This window comes from Nocardioides bruguierae (assembly GCF_023656415.1).
GTDB classification, from domain to species: domain Bacteria; phylum Actinomycetota; class Actinomycetes; order Propionibacteriales; family Nocardioidaceae; genus Nocardioides; species Nocardioides bruguierae.
The window spans coordinates 25,270-41,521 of the sequence record NZ_JAMOIL010000030.1; the positions used below are offsets into that span (position 1 = coordinate 25,270).

Consider the following 16,252-nt stretch of genomic DNA (forward strand, 5'->3'; position numbering starts at 1 on the left):
CACACCCTGGTCGCGAGCAGGGCCAGGACGCGACGCCGCCCCGCCCACCGCAGGGGTGGACGGGGCGGCGCGGTGCGTCGGGTGCGACTGCTCAGCCGGGGATGAGGCCGTCCTCGGCGAGCATGTCGCGGACCTCCTCCAGCCCGGCGTCGGCCGGCGGGAGGATGAGGTCGGAGGAGTCCAGGGAGTCGACGTCGTGCACGGCTCCCTCGGCCCGCACGGCGTCGAGCAGCGCGGTGAGCGCGGCGGCGAACGCCTCGTGGTCACCGGCACCGACAGCGGCCTCGACGGCCGAGTCCAGCTCGTTGAGCCGGTCGAGCGAGGCGTCGTCGACGTCGAACTGGCCCTCGCCGAGGATGCGGACGATCATGCCTGGTCCTTCTGCGCCTGGGGCTCCTCGGAGAGGATGGCCCCGGAGGAGGACTCGATCGCGTCGGGCGCGGTGGAGCCGCCCTTGAGCGCGGCCAGCTCGGCCTCCACGTCGGCGTTGCTGGAGAGCGCCGCGAGCTCGCGGCCGATGTCGTCACCGGCGTTCAGCGAGCTGGCGTCGTCCAGGGCGCCGGAGGCGATGAGCTCGTCGATCGCGCCGGCCCGGGCCTGCATGTTCGCCGTCTTGTCCTCCGCGCGCTGGATCGCGAGGCCGACGTCGCCCATCTCCTCGGAGATGCCGGACATGGCCTCGCCGATCTTCGTCTGGGCCTCGGCGGCGGTGTAGGTGGCCTTGATCGTCTCCTTGCGGGTGCGGAAGGACTCGACCTTGGCCTGGAGCCGCTGCTGGGCCAGGGTGAGCTTCTCCTCCTCCCCCTGCAGCTGGGCGTGCTGGGCCTGGAGGTCGGCGATCTGCTGGGCGAGGCCGGACTTGCGGGTCAGGGCCTCGCGGGCGAGGTCCTCACGGTCGACGGCGATCGCCTTCTGCGCCTGCTCGGTGAGCTTCTGGGCCTGCTGCTGGAGCTGGTTGAGCTGGAGCTCGACCCGCTTGCGGCTGGTCGCGACGTCCGCGACGCCCCGACGGACCTTGCTCAGCAGCTCCAGCTGGCGCTGGTAGCTGTAGTCCAGCGTCTCCCTCGGGTCCTCGGCGCGGTCGAGGGCCTTGTTGGCCTTCGACCGGAAGATCAGGGTCATGCGCTTCCACAGACTCATGGGGGTGGGCTGCCTCTCGTGCTCTGCTCGGACCTCGACGGGGACGGCCGACCGCCGGGCGGACGCCGTCATGCCCACCCTACGGCTCACCGGCAACCGCGGCGAGGGGACCGGACCACGCCGCGTCGCGTCCTCCTCCCGCTTCCCCGTAGGCTGGTGACCCCGCAGGAGGCGCGCAGGGACGCGCGTGAGGAAGAGAGAAGGCGCCGCGTGTTTGGCCGCAGCAAGTCCGAGACCGAGACCCCGGCGACCGAGGCCGAGGTGAAGCCCGGCGGCAAGGGGCGTCCGACGCCCAGCCGCAAGGACGCCCAGGCCGCCTCGCGTGCCCGCGCCATGGGCGCCACCGCGCCGGGTGACAAGAAGGCCGCCCGCGCCGCCCGCGCCGAGAGCCAGTCCAAGATGCGCGAGGCGATGCGCACCGGCGACGAGCGCTACCTGCCCGCCAAGGACAAGGGCCCCTCGCGGCGCTTCATCCGCGACTACATCGACGCCCGGTTCTCCGTGGTGGAGATCCTGCTGCCGCTGCTGGTCGTCTCGATCGTGCTGACCTACTCGGGCGTCAGCAACCTGGTGCTGTTCGCCAACACCCTGGTGATGGTCTCGCTGCTCGTCGGCGTCCTCGACATGGTGCTGATGCGCTTCCGCCTCCGCAAGCAGCTCACCACCCGCTTCCCCGGCGACGCCGGCGTGCTCCGTGGCGCCACCTGGTACGCGGTGACCCGCGCGATGCAGGTGCGCTTCCTGCGGCTGCCCAAGCCGCAGGTCAAGCTCGGGCAGCCCCTGCCCGACACCTACCGCTGAGCTCCACCGGCACCCGCCGGTCGCAGCCCGGGCCCACGACGGCCACGACGGCCCGCCCCGATGCCTCGGGGCGGGCCGTCGTGCTCGTGCGTGCTGCGTGCCAGTGACGGGTCGGGTCGGGTCAGGAGATCAGGTCGTCGCGGTGCGGGGACGAGGTCAGCGACGGGTCCCGCGTGACGACCGGGTCGAGCACGTCGTCGATCGCGGCCATCAGGTCGGCGTCCAGCCGGACGCCGGCCGCCTTCACGTTGTCGGTGACCTGCTCGGGCCGGCTGGCGCCGATGATCGCGGCCGAGACCGCCTGGTTCTGCAGGACCCAGGCCACGGCGAGCTGCGCCATCGTCAGGTCGGCCTGCTCGGCCAGCGGACGAAGACGCTGGACGCGCTCGAGGACGTCGTCGCGCAGCCAGCGCGAGACCATGTCGGCCCCGCCCTTGGCGTCGGTGGCGCGCGAGCCCGCCGGGTAGTCCTCCCCCGGCCGGTACTTGCCGGTGAGCACGCCCTGGGCGATGGGCGACCAGACGACCTGGCCCATCCCCGCCTCGAGGCTCGCGGGCACCACCTCGTCCTCGATGACCCGCCACAGCATCGAGTACTGCGGCTGGTTGGAGACCAGCGGCACCTGCAGGTCGCGGGCCAGCGCGGCGCCGGCGCGGATCTGCTCGGCGGTCCACTCCGAGACGCCGATGTAGAGGGCCTTGCCCGCGCGGACGACGTCGGCGAAGGCCAGCATCGTCTCCTCCAGCGGCGTGGAGTCGTCGAAGCGGTGGGCCTGGTAGAGGTCGACGTAGTCGGTGCCCAGGCGGCGCAGCGAGGCGTCGATCGACTCGCGCACGTGCTTGCGGGAGAGGCCGGAGTCGTTGTGCTTGCCGGGCCCCGTGGGCCAGTAGACCTTGGTGAAGATCTCCAGGCCCTCGCGACGCTCGCCCTTGAGGGCGCGCCCCAGGACGCTCTCGGCGGCCGTGTTCGCGTAGACGTCGGCGGTGTCGAAGGTGGTGATCCCCTCGTCGAGGGCCTGCCGCACGCACGCGGTGGCGGCCTCCTCCTCGACCTGGGAACCGTGGGTGAGCCAGTTGCCGTACGCGATGGCCGAGATCTTCAGCCCGCTCGCGCCGAGGTTGCGGTACTCCATGCCCGCGACGTTAGCCCGGCGCCGGAGTGACCCGGGCCACCCGGTGGATGCGACGCCTCCCGGGCCGGCTGGCAGGATGCACGCCATGGTCTCCTCCCCCACCGCCGACGTCTCCGTCCGGCTGGCATGGGCCGACGACGCCCCCGCCCTGGCGCGGCTCCAGCTGCGCGCCTGGCCGGAGCGCTTCGCCGGCGTCCTCCCGCCCGAGGCGCTGCCCTCGGGGCCCGAGGCGGACGCCGCGGCGACCGAGACCTGGGCGGCGTCGCTGGCCCGCCCCGCGGACGCCCGCCAGCGCACGCTCGTGGCGCTGGAGCGCAACCGGCCCGTCGGGCTGGCCGTGACCACGCCCGCCACCGACCCCGACTGCGACCCGGTGCGCGACGGCGAGCTGGTCGAGCTGGTGGTCGCCGCGGACGACCGGGGCGCCGGCCACGGCTCCCGCCTGCTCCAGGCCGCGGTCGACACCCTGCGCGCCGACCGGTTCGCCCGGGCCGTGCACTGGGTCGATGCCCGCGACGACGCCACGCGTGCGTTCCTGGTCGGCACCGGCTGGGAGGCCGACGGCGCGCACCGCGAGCTGGAGCCGGCCGGCCCCGGCACCTCGCTCAAGCAGGTGCGGCTGCACACCTCGCTCGTCGAGGCCACCGCGTGAGCACCGGCCGGTGAGCGCTCCCGGCCACGAGCACCACGACGAGCACCACGACGAGCACCACGACGGGCACCGGGACGGAAACCGGGGAGCGAACCGGGACGAGCGGCGGGCCGTCGTCCGGGCCGGTCTGGCCGTGGGCCTGGCGACCGGCACCTACGGTGTCTCGTTCGGGGCGGTGGCGGTGACCAGCGGGCTGAGCGTCCTCCAGACCTGCCTGCTGTCGCTGCTGATGTTCACCGGCGCCTCGCAGTTCGCCCTGGTGGGCGTGCTCGGCGCGGGCGGCGGGGCGGTGGCGGCCGCCGCCACGGCGCTGCTGCTCGGCACCCGCAACACGCTCTACGGGCTGCGGCTGGCACCGCTGCTGGGCGTCCGGGGCTGGCGCCGGGCGGCTGCCGCGCACCTGGTGATCGACGAGTCGACGGCCGTCGCCACCGCGCCGGCCTCCCGGGGCCACGAGCGGACGGGCTTCCTGGTCACCGGCGTCTCCGTGCTCGTGCTGTGGAACGCCTTCACCCTGGTGGGCGCGCTGGCCGGCACCGCGCTGGCGGGCTCGCCGTGGGCCGACCCGCGCACCCTCGGGCTGGACGCCGCCGTGGGCGCGGCGTTCCTGGCGCTGCTCTGGCCGCGGCTCACGTCAACCACCACCCGGCTGGTGGCGCTCGCGGGCGCCGCGGTGGCGCTGGGCCTGGTGCCGGTCACGCTCGCGGGCGTGCCGGTGCTGGCGGCAGGCGGGGTGGCGCTGCTCGTCGGCGCGCTGGTGCGGCCGGCCTCGCTCGGGTCCGAGGGCCGGTCGTGAGTGCCGCGTGGGCGGCCGTCCTGGTCGGGGCGGCAGGCTGCTGGCTGCTGAAGGTGCTGGGCCTGTCCGTGCCGGCCCGGTGGCTGGCGCGTCCGCGGGTGGCCGCGGTGGCGGCCCTGCTGCCGGTCGCCCTCCTGGCAGCCCTCGTCGCGGTGCAGACCGCCGCCACGTCCACCGCCGAGGGCCCCGCGCTCGCCCTCGACGCACGTCTGGCCGGGCTGGGTGCGGCGGCGCTGCTGCTGCTCGTCCGCGCGCCCTTCCTGGTGGTCGTCGTGGGCGGTGCGGCCACCGCCGCGCTCCTGCGCCTGGCCTGAGGCCCGGGCGGCCACGCGAGGCCCCGAGGCAGGCAGACCACCGGCCCGCAGCGGCCCCGGGGAGAAGGGGGCGGATGCTGCGGGCCGGTGGCTGCGCACGTCCGGGAGCGGCGTCGGTGGGGTGAGCTGCCCCCGGACGAGCGGTGCGGGGAGGGGCCGTCAGGCCACGTCCACCGCGTCCCAGGCGGCGGCGACAGCGGTCTCCTCCGTGCTGCCGGCGCCGTACAGGTCGGCCGCCGCGGCGAGGGTGGCGTCGCGGGCGCCCGAGTAGTCGGTGCCCGAGGTCATGTAGACGGTGAGGGCACGGAACCAGATGTCGGCCGCGGCGTCGCGACCGATGCCGGTGACGGTGGAGCCGTCGCAGGTGGGGCTGTCGTGCTGCACGCCACCGATCACCTTGGCCCCCGAGCCCTCGGCGAGCAGGTAGAAGAAGTGGTTGCCCACGCCGGAGGAGTAGTGGACGTCCACGTTCGCGGTGGACGAGGACCAGCAGGACTGCGAGGAGCCGTCGCTGGCCGGGTCGTCCATGCGGCGCAGCCCCTCGCCCGAGGCCAGGTCGAACTCCTCGCCGATCAGGTAGTCGGCGGCGTCCTCGGTGTTGTTCGCGTAGAACTCCACCATCGTCCCGAAGATGTCGCTGGTCGCCTCGTTCAGGCCGCCGGACTCCCCGGAGTAGGTGAGGTTCGCGGTGTGCTCGGTGACGCCGTGGCTCATCTCGTGCCCGGCCACGTCGAGGGAGACCAGCGGGCCGTAGGAGGAGCCGTCACCGTCGCCGTAGGTCATCTTCTCGCCGTCCCAGAAGGCGTTGACGTAGTTGCTGCCGTAGTGGACGCGGTTGAAGGAGCCGGAGCCGTCGCCGAAGATGCCCTCGCGGCCGTGGACCTCGAGGTAGTAGTCCCAGGTGACGTCCGTGCCGTACTGGGCGTCGGCAGCCGCGGTGTCGGGGTCGGCGTTGGTGCCGTCGCCGAAGGAGGTGGTCGGCGAGGTGACGATCGTGCCGTCGTCGCAGCGCATCCCGAGCAGCTGGCAGGCGTAGGAGTCGGTGGCCCCGTCCATGTCCGTGGTGTAGCTGCCGCCGCGGGTGGCGTCGCGCATCTCGTAGCCCGAGCCGGTGGCGGTGACGTCCAGCGGCACGGTGCCGCCGTAGAGGGTCTCGCCCTCGCCGTCGATCGTCTGGATGGTCTCCTCGCGGCGCAGCACCTGGCCGGTGTCGGCGTCGACGTAGGTGAGCAGGCGGCTGGGGGTGCCGTCGGCCTGGGTGCCGACGGTGGTGACCTCCCAGGCGAGGGTGGGCGCGCCGGCCAGCGCGTCGACCACGAGGCGGGTGGGGCCCTGGGCCTCGAGGCCGTCGATGCCACGCACGTCCTTGCTCGGTGCCGCGGCGGTGCTGCGGGCGGCGGCGCGGGCCACGTCCGGGGTGGTGGCGACGGTGACCTTGGCGCCGAGGGTGCGGGAGAGCCCGGCCCACGCGCCCTGCGCGGTCTCGTGGGCGACCACGTCGCCGCCGAGCACCGGCAGCCCGCGGTAGGTGCGGGTCATGCGGACGTGCGCGGAGCCGTCGGGGTCCAGCACCGTGTCGCTGACCTCGAAGGCGGTGCCGCGGCTGACCTTGGCCACGCGTCGGTGCTCGAGCACCTGCGAGACGACGTCGGCGGCGCGGTCGGCCGAGACCTGGCCCGAGACCTGGCCCGAGCCCGGACGGTCGGCGGCGTCCGTGCCGGAGCCCGCCGCCTGGGCGGTGCCGGGCACGGTGCTCGCGGCGACGGCGCCGAGGGCCAGGACGGCGGCCGCTGCCAGGCCGAGCCGTGCGTGCGGTCGGTCGTGGTGGTGCTGCATGGGGGTCCTTCTCTCACTGGGTCGTCCCCGGCGCACCCGAGACGGCGCCGGAGGTCAGGACCGTCTCAGCGTCACGACGGTTGACGGAAGCACCCAGCGCCTGCAGGTCCTTGCATCGCAGGAACCTGCGAACCTCCCCTGGCCGCCCGGGCCACCCGGGTCACCCGGGCGGACGGCCTCAGTCGAGGTCGAGGACGTGCTCGAGCCCGATCGTGAGACCGGGGCGGGTGGGCACGGCCCGGACGCCGGCCAGCACGCCGGGCACGAAGGAGGACCGGTCGAGGGAGTCGTGCCTGATGGTGAGGGTCTCCCCCTCGGCGCCGAGGACGACCTCCTGGTGCGCGACCATGCCGCGGATGCGCAGGCCGTGGACCCGGATGCCGTCCACGTCCGCCCCGCGGGCGCCGGGGAGCTCCGAGGTGGTCGCGTCCGGCACCGGCGGGCAGCCCGCCTCGCGCCGGGCCGCGGCCACCAGCTCGGCGGTGCGCCGGGCCGTGCCGGAGGGCGCGTCGGCCTTGCCGGGGTGGTGCAGCTCGACGATCTCGACCGACTCGTAGAAGCGGGCGGCCTGGGCGGCGAACCGCATCATCAGCACCGCGCCGACGGAGAAGTTCGGGGCGAGCAGCACGCCCACGCCGGGCGCGTCGGCCAGCCAGGTCTCGAGGGTGGCCACGCGCTCGGCGTCGAAGCCGGTGGTGCCGACGACGGCGTGCAGGCCGTGGCCGACGCAGAACTCGAGGTTCGCCATGACGGCGTCGGGGGTCGTCACGTCGACGACCACCTCGGCCTGCCGCTCGAGCAGCGCGCCCAGGTCGTCGGCGGAGCCCAGCTCGGCGACGAGGTCGACCTCCGCGGACTCGCGCAGGGCCGCGCAGATGGCCGACCCGAGGCGTCCGCGTGCGCCGAGGACGGCCACGCGCGGGCGCGAGGAGGTGCTGGACGGGGCGGCCTGGTCGGAGTCCACGCCCCCAGCGTTCCACACCGGTGCGGACGTGCTGCACACCGCACACGCGGATGAGATCTGCCGACCTGACGGGCGAGCCGTGGAGGACTTCTGGCAATCTTGGTCCCATGGTGCTGCAGACGATCCCTGCCCGGATCCGCTGGTCGGTGGACCTCATGGACGTCCAGCCGGACGACCACGTGCTCGAGATCGGCTGCGGCCCCGGCTATGGGGCCGAGATGATCTGCACCCGGCTCGAGACCGGCAAGCTGTTCGCCATCGACCGCTCCGAGTCGGGCGTGGACCGCACCAAGCGCCGCTGCGCCCGGTTCCTGGAGGCCGGTCGGCTGACCGTGCGCCAGATCGACCTCGCCACCCTGCGCGTCCCGGTCAAGCGCCTCACCAAGGTTTACGCGTTCAACGTGAACCTGTTCTGGGTCCGCGACTGCGCGGACGAGGTGGCGCTCCTGCACGAGCGGCTCCTGCCCGGCGGCGCCATCTACGTCTACTTCGAGGCGACCCGTCCCGAGCAGGTGCCCGAGATGGTCGAGAAGACCAGCGCCGTGCTGACCGCGGCCGGGTTCCGCACCCAGGTCGTCCAGCGCAAGGTGCCCGCCTGCGTGGGCGTCATCGGTCGCCGCTGAGCGCAGCCCCACGCCTCGCGGCGCGCCTCCGCGGCATCCAGGCGCACGCGCGACGCCCCGCCTCCCGGTCCGGGAGGCGGGGCGTCGTGCGTGGCGTGGGGCTGCTGCGCGCCGGCTAGGACCCGTGCGGCCGGTCCTGGTCCCCGGTGCTGGTCTGCTCCTCCTCGAGGAGGCGCTCGGCGCGGCGGCGTCGGTGCCGCTCGCGAGCCACGGCGAGCACGCCCAGCAGCACCGCCAGCAGCAAGAGCCACCACCAGTGGCACCAGAACCAGTGCCAGAGGTTCGTCCACCAGCCTGCGTCCTCGTCCCAGCCCTCGTCGCACCAGCAGCCCTCGTGCTCGGTGCTCAGGCGCGTGCCGTCGAGGGCCACGCTGGTCGCCGACCGTCCCCCGGCGCGCTCGGTCACGGTCACGGTCGCGGTCGGACGACCGGGCCGCGCCGTCTCGGTGACCACCACGGTCCGCACGTCGGTCACGGTGCGGGTGGCGGCCCGGGGGGCGGCGGCCTGCTCGGTGACCGTCACGGTCCGCGTCGTGCCGGGGAGGACGACGGTCGCACGCCCGCCCGGTGCCCGGGTCACGGTGGCCCAGGCGGTCGCGAAGGCCGTCTCCGTGGCCGTCGCGGTCTCCGTGGTTGTCTCGGTCGCGGTGGCGGTCTCCGTCGTCGTGGCGGTAGCGGTGGCGGTCTCCGTGGCGGTCTCCGTCGTCGTGGCGGTAGCGGTAGCGGTGGTCGTGGCAGTCGCGGTCGCCGTCTCGGTGGTCGTGGCGGTCGCGCTCGCCGTCTCCGTCACCGTGGCGGTGGCGGTGGCGGTCTCGGTCGCGGTCTCGGTGGCCGTGACCGTCACGGTGGGGGTCACCACCACCGGGGCGACCCAGGTGAGCGAGGCCGTGGAGCGGTCGTTGGAGCCGTCGGGGTCGATGACGTCGCTGGTGGCGATCTCGACGACGGTGTCGTACGTGCCGGGCACCCAGCCCGTCAGCGTCATCGTGGCCGTGGCGGTCTCGCCGACCGCCAGGTGCGGGATCGTCCAGTCCCCGCTCGCAGGGTCGGTGCTGCCGACGTCCGCCGTGCCACCGGTGACCACGATGCCCGGCCCCGTCTGCTCCACGAGCACGACGTCGTGGGCGTCGGAGGGGCCGGCGTTGGTCACGGTCACGGTGACCTCGACCGTCGAGCCCGTCTCCTGGTCCCCCGTGGGCACGCTCTGCGCGACCGCGAGGTCGGCGACCTGGCTGACGGCGATCGTCGTCAGCGCCTGGTCGTTGCCGGGAGTGCTGTCGGAGTCGGTGGCCACGCTCGCCGAGCCGTCCATCCAGGCGCCGTCGAACCAGGCGGGCACGCTCGAGGCGAGGACGACGGTCCAGGTGTCACCGGCGGCGACCTGCGCGGCCTGGCACACGACGGTGCCGCCGCTGAGGGCGAGCCCACCGGTCACGGTGCCGACGAACGAGCACGAGCCCCCGCCGTCGTCCGTCACCGTGGGCACGGGGTGACCTGCGGGCACGGGCACCCTCAGGACCACGTCCTCGGCGCGCGTGGCCCCGACGTTCTCCACCGACGTGGTGATGCCCAGGGCGCGACCGGAGACGGTGTCGGCGGCGCCCCCGGGGCCGGTCAGCGACTGGCTGACCGCCAGGTCGCTGTCGAGGAACACCTCGAAGGCCACGGAGTCGGTGTTGTCGGAGACGTCGGGGTCGGGCGTGCTGGCGATCGCGGTGGTGCTCGAGACGCCCGGGCCGCTCGCGGCGTCGACGTCGATGTCGGCGGTGCCGGCGATGACGATCTCGTCGCCCACCCCCAGCAGGGGGATGGTGCAGGCCGACGGGGTGCAGAACGGGCTGGCGGGCCGGACGATGGTGATGCCGGCCGGCACCAGGGTGGTGAACGAGACGTCGCGGGCCACCGACGGGCCGTCGTTGCGGACCGTGAGGGTGAACGGCACGCTGTCGCCGGGACGGGCGACGGTGGCGGCGATGTCGAGCACGACCGAGACGTCCGCCTCGGTGGACCCGGCGGCGGAGACCGCGGCGGTGTTGTCGGAGGCGTCGGGGTCCGACGTCGTCGCGTTGACGGCGACCGCACCGTCGACCGCGCCGCTGCCGGCCGGGTCGAGGGTGAGCACGACGTCGACGTCGAGGGAGTCCCCCGCTGCCAGGTCGGGCAGCGTGCAGACCACCGTGGAGGTCCCGTCGAGGGCGCAGGTGCCACCGGGCACGGACGCCGAGACGAAGACGGAGCCGGTGGGCACCGGCATGGTGAGCTGCACCCCGCGGGCCACCGAGGGCCCGGTGCTGGTGACCGTGGCGGTGTAGGTGACGTCGTCGCCGGCCACCCCCGGGTCGGGGCTGACCGCGAGCAGGACGCCCAGGTCCGCCACCGTCGAGACCACCGAGGTGTGCGCGGCCACGTTGTCGCCCGTGTCGATCTCGTCCACGTCGCCCGCGACGCCGGCGGAGAAGGCCAGCGAGCTGCCGGCGGCCGCGCCGGGCGCCATGTCCCCGGTGAGCGTCACGGTGCGGGTCTCCCCTGCCGGCAGGCCGGCCCAGGTGCACGTGACCTGGGTCGGGGTGCCAGGGACCACGGTGCAGGTGCCGCCGGGCGTGGCGGCCGTGACGGCACCGAGCGACCCGGGCACCGTCACGGTGGCGGTGACCGCGCCGGCGTCGTTGGGTCCGTCGTTGCCCACCTGGAGCAGCCACGTGCCGGTGGTGCCGGCGACGGCGGCCCCGCTGCGGCTCAGCGCTGCCGTCAGGTCCGCGGCCGGGGCCACCACGACGGCGGCCTCCCCCGTCGTGGAGACGAGGGTGCCCGCGGTGAGGTCGTCGTAGAAGGTGACGTCGACGTCGTCGGTCACGGTGGTGCCCGCCCCGGCGGTGCCCACGCGGGCCTGGTAGGTCACCACCCGCGAGGCGCCGGGTGCGAGGGTGCCGCCCGCCGCGCTGGTCGCGCCCGTGCCCAGCCGGACGCGGACCTTGCCCTGCGCGGAGAGGTACTCCCCGGCGTCGTCGCCGGAGGCGTCGCTGATCGCGGTGGTGCCGGTGCTGGTGGTCACGCGCAGCGACCCGGGGACGTAGGTGGTGCCCGCCGGCAGCGCGTTCTCGAACCACACGTCGTCCGCGGGGTTGCCGCCGTTGTTGGTGGTCGTCAGCCGGTAGGTGACGACGTCGCCGACGTGGGCGGTCCCGTCGCCGGCGGGGGTGTCGGCGGTGAGCGTGCTGGTCAGGCACGGCGCGGTGCCGAAGGAGATGGCGTCGAGGAAGTTGCCGATGCTGGTGTTGCCGCCGGCGGCGGAGACCGAGACGAACGCGAAGCGGGTCGTCGTCTGCCCGGCGGGCACCGTGTAGACCCCGCTGTGCTCGCCCCAGGCCTGCGGGTCGCTGAACTGGGCCTGCTGGAGCTCGCCTCCGGGAGGACCGATCTTGACCGCCATCGTGTCGGTGCCGAGGCGGCCCGCGTGCAGCAGCTCCCAGCGCAGGGTCTGGCCCGGGGTGGTGGTCACGTCCTGGTAGAGCGAGGAGACCATGTTGGCGTTCAGCTCCGCCCACTGCTTGCCCTGGGCGCTGCGGTAGCCCTCGTGGCCGTCGTTCCAGATCTCGATCGCGTGGTCGGAGGCCGTGGTGAGCCACCCGGGCACGTTGCTCTCGTGGGTGATGACGAGGTCGCCGGCGGCCAGGACGGGCTTCTCGAAGTCGCCGTTGACCAGGCTCACGGCCGAGGGGCACGAGGTCGCGGCGGCGGGGGTCACCTGCACGGGCTCGGGCGTCGGCAGGCCGGCCCGGGTCACGGCGGTCAGCGAGCCGCCCAGCACCGCGACGGCCAGCCCGACGGCCAGCAGGGACCCGACGGCCTGCCGGGAGGCCCGCGCGGCGGGAGGCACGTCCGCGCCGCCCCGACGGGCGCGCCGCCCACCGGTGCGGAACGGGTTCAGCGCCGGGACGAGGCGGGGACGCCGCGTCGCGCGGTGCCGCGCCTCGTCCGGCTCACCGGCGGGGGCGTCCCCCGCGTCGGCGCCGGTGGCGTGCCACCTGCTGGTGGTCTCGTCCATCCTGGCCTCCTGGTCGTCTGGGACCGGATCGGCGCAGGCCAGGGGCTTCTGAGTCGGGTTGAGCCCTCACGGGGCAAAAATCGAGCAAACGCTTGTGAAGATGTTGTGCACGCCCCCCTCAGGGGATCGTCTCAGCGCGCAGCAGGCCCCACCACGGCAAGGATCTCGGGGTTGCTCAGCACGTCGCGGGCGACCCGGGCGACATCCTCGGTGGTGACGGTCTCGATCCGGGTCAGCACCTCCTCGACCGGGAGGTAGGCCTCGTGGACGAGCTCGGACTTGCCGAGCCGGGACATGCGCGAGCCGGAGTCCTCCAGACCGAGCACGAGCCCGCCGCGCAGCTGCCCGCGCCCACGGCGCAGCTCCTCCTCGGTCAGCCCGCCCTCGACGACCTTCGCCAGCTCCTCGCGCACGACCTCCAGCGACGCGTCCAGGCGCTGCGGCAGGCAGCCCAGGCCGATGCCCACCAGGCCGGAGTCGGCGTGGTGGCTGGAGAAGGAGTAGACGGAGTAGGCCAGGCCACGACGCTCGCGGACCTCCTGGAAGAGGCGGCTCGAGGTGCCACCGCCCAGCGCGGTGGTGAGCGCCCCCAGGGCGAACCGGTCGGGGTGGTCACGCCGCAGGCCCTCGGCACCGAGCACGAGGTTCACCTGCTCGAAGGGCCGCTCCACCGTCGCCAGGCCACCGCGCACCGCCACGTCGGCTCCGGTGTGCAGTCGGCTGACCGGAGCCTCCTCGCCGCCGGGGCCGTAGCCCTCGAAGGCGCGGGCGACGAGCTCGACCACGGCGTCGTGCTCCACGTTGCCCGCGACCGCCACCACGGTGGTCGCCGGGCGGTAGTGCGTGCGGTAGAAGCGCTCCACCTGGTCCCGGGTGAGGGCGGAGATGGACTCCTCGGTGCCGGCGATCCCCCGGCCCAGGGCGGTGCCCGCGCCCCAGGCGAGCTCGGCGAACAGGTCGTGGACGACGTCGTCGGGGTCGTCGTCGTGCATGGCGATCTCGTCGAGGATCACGTCGCGCTCGGCCTCCACGTCGACCGACTCGATCAGGGACCCCGTGAGCATGTCGCCGAGCACGTCCACGGCCAGCGGGAGGTCGTCGTCCAGCACCCGGGCGTGGAAGCAGGTCAGCTCCTTGGCGGTGAAGGCGTTGAACTCGCCGCCCACCTCGTCCAGCGCGACGCTGATGTCCAGCGCCGAGCGCCGCGCCGTGCCCTTGAACAGCAGGTGCTCGAGGAAGTGGCTGCAGCCGTGCAGCACGTCGTCCTCGTCCGCGGAGCCGACGTTGACCCACACGCCGATGCTGGCCGAGCGGACGCCGGCCATCTGCTCGGTCACCACGCGCAGCCCCCCGGGCAGGAGGGTGCGGCGCACGAGGCCGGTGAGGCCGTGGGTGTCGACGGGGGCGGGGGTGCTCACTGCGGGGACCTTTCGGGGAGACGAACCGCGCCCCGCCCGGAGGCCGGGCGGGGCGCGGGGTGCTGCGGGGACCTCACCGCCGGCGTGGGCGGTGAGGCCGTGGGATCACTCCGAGTCGGAGGTCTCCTCGGCGGCGTCCTCCTCGACCACGGGGATCAGGGAGAGCTTGCCGCGGTCGTCGATCTCGGCGATCTGGACCTGGACCTTCTGGCCCACGGAGACGACGTCCTCGACGGACTCGACGCGCTTGCCGCCGGCCAGGCCACGCAGCTTGCTGATGTGCAGCAGGCCGTCCTTGCCGGGCATGAGCGAGACGAACGCACCGAAGTTGGTCGTCTTGACGACGGTGCCGAGGTAGCGCTCGCCGACCTCGGGCATCGTCGGGTTGGCGATCGCGTTGACGGCGGCGCGGGCGGCCTCGGCGGCCTCGCCGTTGGTGGCACCGATGTAGACGGTGCCGTCGTCCTCGATCGAGAGCGTCGCGCCCGTGTCGTCCTGGATCTGGTTGATCACCTTGCCCTTGGGGCCGATGACCTCGCCGATCTTGTCGACCGGGACCTTGACGGTGATGATGCGCGGCGCGTGGACCGACATCTCCTCGGGGACCGTGATGGCCTCGGACATCACGTCGAGGATCGCCAGGCGGGCGTCCTTGGCCTGGGTCAGCGCGGCGGCGAGGACCTCGGCCGGAATGCCGTCCAGCTTGGTGTCGAGCTGGAGGGCGGTGACGAACTCGGAGGTGCCGGCGACCTTGAAGTCCATGTCGCCGAACGCGTCCTCGGCGCCGAGGATGTCGGTCAGCGCCACGTACTGGGTCTGGCCGTCGACCTCACCGGAGATGAGGCCCATCGCGATGCCCGCGACGGGGGCGCGCAGCGGCACGCCGGCCTGGAGCAGCGACATCGTCGAGGCGCAGACCGAGCCCATCGAGGTGGAGCCGTTGGAGCCCATGGCCTCCGACACCTGGCGGATGGCGTAGGGGAACTCCTCCTTGGTGGGGAGGACGGGCATCAGCGCGCGGCCCGCGAGGGCGCCGTGGCCGATCTCGCGGCGCTTCGGGGAGCCGACGCGGCCGGTCTCGCCGGTGGAGTACGGCGGGAAGTTGTAGTTGTGCAGGTAGCGACGCTCGGTCTCCGGGGAGAGCGTGTCGAGCTTCTGCACCATGGTCAGCATGTTGAGGGTGGTGACGCCCAGGATCTGGGTCTCGCCACGCTCGAACAGGGCCGAGCCGTGCACGCGCGGGATCACGCCGACCTCGGCGTGCAGCGGGCGGATGTCGGCCAGGCCGCGGCCGTCGATGCGGACCTTGTCGCGCAGCACGCGCTGGCGGACCAGCTCCTTGTTGAGGGAGCGGAACGCGGCGCCGAGCTCCTTCTCGCGGCCCTCGAACTGACCACCGAGGGTCTCGAGGACCTCGGCCTTGATCTCGTCGAGCTTCTCCTCGCGCTCCTGCTTCGGCCCGATGGTGAGGGCGGCAGCGGTCTTCTCGGAGACGGCGGCGGAGACGGCGGCGTAGACGTCGTCGGCGTAGTCGAGGAAGACGGGGAAGTCGGCGACGGGCTTCGCGGCCTGCTTGGCGAGCTCCATCTGGGCCTCGCACAGCTGCTTGATGAAGACCTTCGCGGCGTCCATGCCGCCCGCGACGATCTCCTCGGTCGGCGCCTGGACGCCGCCCTGGACGAGGTCCCAGGTCTGCTCGGTGGACTCGGCCTCGACCATCATGATGGCGACGTCGCCGGTCTCGGTGACGCGGCCGGCGATGACCATGTCGAAGACGGCGTTCTCGAGCTGGGAGTGCGTCGGGAAGCCGACCCACTGGCCGTCGATGAGGGCGACGCGCACGCCGCCGACCGGGCCGGAGAACGGCAGGCCGGAGAGCTGGGTCGACATCGAGGCCGCGTTGATCGCGAGGACGTCGTAGGGGGTGTCGGGCTCGAGGGCCATGACCGTGATGACGACCTGGACCTCGTTGCGCAGACCCTTCTTGAAGGTCGGGCGCAGCGGCCGGTCGATCAGGCGGCAGGTGAGGATGGCGTCCTCGGACGGACGACCCTCGCGACGGAAGAACGAGCCGGGGATGCGACCCGCGGCGTACATCCGCTCCTCGACGTCGATGGTGAGGGGGAAGAAGTCGAAGTGGTCCTTCGGCTGCTTGGAGGCGGTGGTCGCCGAGAGCAGCATCGTCTCGTCGTCGAGGTAGGCCGTGACGGAGCCGGCGGCCTGACGGGCCAGCAGGCCGGTCTCGAACTTGACGGTACGGGTGCCGAACGAGCCGTTGTCGATGACGGTCTCGACGGCGGAGATCACGGGCTCAGCCGTGGTGGACTCGGTCAAGAGTGGTCCTTGTCGGTGTCGCGGAGCAAACCGCTGCGTCCCGCTTCTACTCGCCGGTCTTCGATCGAGGCCCGCAGCCGCGGCGGCTCGCGCCGGCGCTGCTGAAGGCCACTACCGAGGACCGGGCACAGGCGTGCGGGTCGCTCCTGGTGGGTGGTGCGTGTTCTGTTGTGCGCAGCGAGTGCGCGGGCGGCACC

13 protein-coding genes are annotated in these 16,252 nt (G+C 73.7%); 5 read left to right on the forward strand and 8 right to left on the reverse strand.

The genetic code is table 11. The features are described 5' to 3' along the window. Positions 1 to 91 precede the first annotated feature (91 nt). Positions 92 to 370, reverse strand: coding sequence for a PspA-associated protein PspAA (gene pspAA / locus M8330_RS18125; protein ID WP_250056492.1), 279 nt, complete (start codon positions 368 to 370; stop codon positions 92 to 94). Continuing rightward, positions 367 to 1,140: a PspA/IM30 family protein gene (locus M8330_RS18130; protein WP_250828470.1), complete on the reverse strand. Its 774-nt coding sequence runs from the start codon at positions 1,138 to 1,140 to the stop codon at positions 367 to 369. Before M8330_RS18130 ends, pspAA begins: the two co-directional genes overlap by 4 nt. Before the next feature lie 210 nt (positions 1,141 to 1,350). Between M8330_RS18130 and M8330_RS18135 the strand changes: the two genes are divergently transcribed. Further along, the gene (locus M8330_RS18135) at positions 1,351 to 1,941 is read left to right on the forward strand and encodes a DUF3043 domain-containing protein (RefSeq protein WP_250056496.1); all 591 of its coding nucleotides are present in this window, start codon (positions 1,351 to 1,353) and stop codon (positions 1,939 to 1,941) included. Positions 1,942 to 2,062: 121 nt separating this feature from the next. Here the strand turns inward: M8330_RS18135 and M8330_RS18140 are convergent, their stop codons facing one another. After that, positions 2,063 to 3,073, reverse strand: coding sequence for an aldo/keto reductase family protein (locus M8330_RS18140; protein ID WP_250828471.1), 1,011 nt, complete (start codon positions 3,071 to 3,073; stop codon positions 2,063 to 2,065). An 85-nt stretch (positions 3,074 to 3,158) separates the two neighbouring features. Here M8330_RS18140 and M8330_RS18145 point away from each other — a divergent pair, with 85 nt between their 5' ends. The 3 genes from M8330_RS18145 to M8330_RS18155 are packed head-to-tail and all read left to right on the forward strand — an operon-like array spanning position 3,159 to position 4,835. Next, the gene (locus tag M8330_RS18145) at positions 3,159 to 3,725 is read left to right on the forward strand and encodes a GNAT family N-acetyltransferase (protein ID WP_250828472.1); all 567 of its coding nucleotides are present in this window, start codon (positions 3,159 to 3,161) and stop codon (positions 3,723 to 3,725) included. A gap of 10 nt (positions 3,726 to 3,735) precedes the next feature. Next, positions 3,736 to 4,521: an AzlC family ABC transporter permease gene (locus M8330_RS18150; RefSeq protein WP_250828473.1), complete on the forward strand. Its 786-nt coding sequence runs from the start codon at positions 3,736 to 3,738 to the stop codon at positions 4,519 to 4,521. Continuing rightward, positions 4,518 to 4,835, forward strand: coding sequence for an AzlD domain-containing protein (locus M8330_RS18155; RefSeq protein WP_250828474.1), 318 nt, complete (start codon positions 4,518 to 4,520; stop codon positions 4,833 to 4,835). The genes M8330_RS18150 and M8330_RS18155 overlap by 4 nt, the downstream gene beginning before the upstream one ends. Positions 4,836 to 4,994: 159 nt before the next feature. Here the strand turns inward: M8330_RS18155 and M8330_RS18160 are convergent, their stop codons facing one another. Next, positions 4,995 to 6,671 carry a M4 family metallopeptidase gene (locus tag M8330_RS18160; RefSeq protein ID WP_250828475.1) on the reverse strand — a complete coding sequence of 559 codons (1,677 nt, stop codon included), beginning with the start codon at positions 6,669 to 6,671 and terminating at the stop codon, positions 4,995 to 4,997. Between the two features lie 178 nt (positions 6,672 to 6,849). Beyond that, positions 6,850 to 7,635: a 4-hydroxy-tetrahydrodipicolinate reductase gene (gene dapB / locus M8330_RS18165; protein WP_250828476.1), complete on the reverse strand. Its 786-nt coding sequence runs from the start codon at positions 7,633 to 7,635 to the stop codon at positions 6,850 to 6,852. Between the two features lie 107 nt (positions 7,636 to 7,742). Between dapB and M8330_RS18170 the strand changes: the two genes are divergently transcribed. After that, a complete protein-coding gene (locus M8330_RS18170) occupies positions 7,743 to 8,258 on the forward strand; it encodes a class I SAM-dependent methyltransferase (protein ID WP_250056510.1) in 516 nt (171 codons plus the stop codon). A gap of 115 nt (positions 8,259 to 8,373) precedes the next feature. Here M8330_RS18170 and M8330_RS18175 read toward each other — a convergent pair whose 3' ends face one another. The 3 genes from M8330_RS18175 to M8330_RS18185 all read right to left on the reverse strand — a co-directional run bounded on the left by M8330_RS18175 (position 8,374) and on the right by M8330_RS18185 (position 16,055). Continuing rightward, a complete protein-coding gene (locus M8330_RS18175) occupies positions 8,374 to 12,303 on the reverse strand; it encodes a hypothetical protein (protein ID WP_250828477.1) in 3,930 nt (1,309 codons plus the stop codon). Positions 12,304 to 12,434: 131 nt separating this feature from the next. Continuing rightward, entirely contained in the window at positions 12,435 to 13,721 is a 1,287-nt protein-coding gene (locus M8330_RS18180; protein ID WP_250828478.1) for a M16 family metallopeptidase, read from the reverse strand. Between the two features lie 105 nt (positions 13,722 to 13,826). Further along, complete coding sequence (locus M8330_RS18185) at positions 13,827 to 16,055, reverse strand: polyribonucleotide nucleotidyltransferase (RefSeq protein ID WP_250056516.1); 2,229 nt, start codon at positions 16,053 to 16,055, stop codon at positions 13,827 to 13,829. Positions 16,056 to 16,252 lie beyond the last annotated feature (197 nt).

Bases quoted from the DNA above. Each gene is read 5' to 3' on its own strand.
- M8330_RS18170 (WP_250056510.1), top strand. From the start codon at position 7,743: ATGGTGCTGCAGACGATCCCTGCCCGGATCCGCTGGTCGGTGGACCTC.
- M8330_RS18160 (WP_250828475.1), bottom strand. From the start codon at position 6,671: ATGCAGCACCACCACGACCGACCGCACGCACGGCTCGGCCTGGCAGCG.
- M8330_RS18175 (WP_250828477.1), bottom strand. From the start codon at position 12,303: ATGGACGAGACCACCAGCAGGTGGCACGCCACCGGCGCCGACGCGGGG.
- M8330_RS18145 (WP_250828472.1), top strand. From the start codon at position 3,159: ATGGTCTCCTCCCCCACCGCCGACGTCTCCGTCCGGCTGGCATGGGCC.
- M8330_RS18140 (WP_250828471.1), bottom strand. From the start codon at position 3,073: ATGGAGTACCGCAACCTCGGCGCGAGCGGGCTGAAGATCTCGGCCATC.
- M8330_RS18130 (WP_250828470.1), bottom strand. From the start codon at position 1,140: ATGAGTCTGTGGAAGCGCATGACCCTGATCTTCCGGTCGAAGGCCAAC.
- pspAA (WP_250056492.1), bottom strand. From the start codon at position 370: ATGATCGTCCGCATCCTCGGCGAGGGCCAGTTCGACGTCGACGACGCC.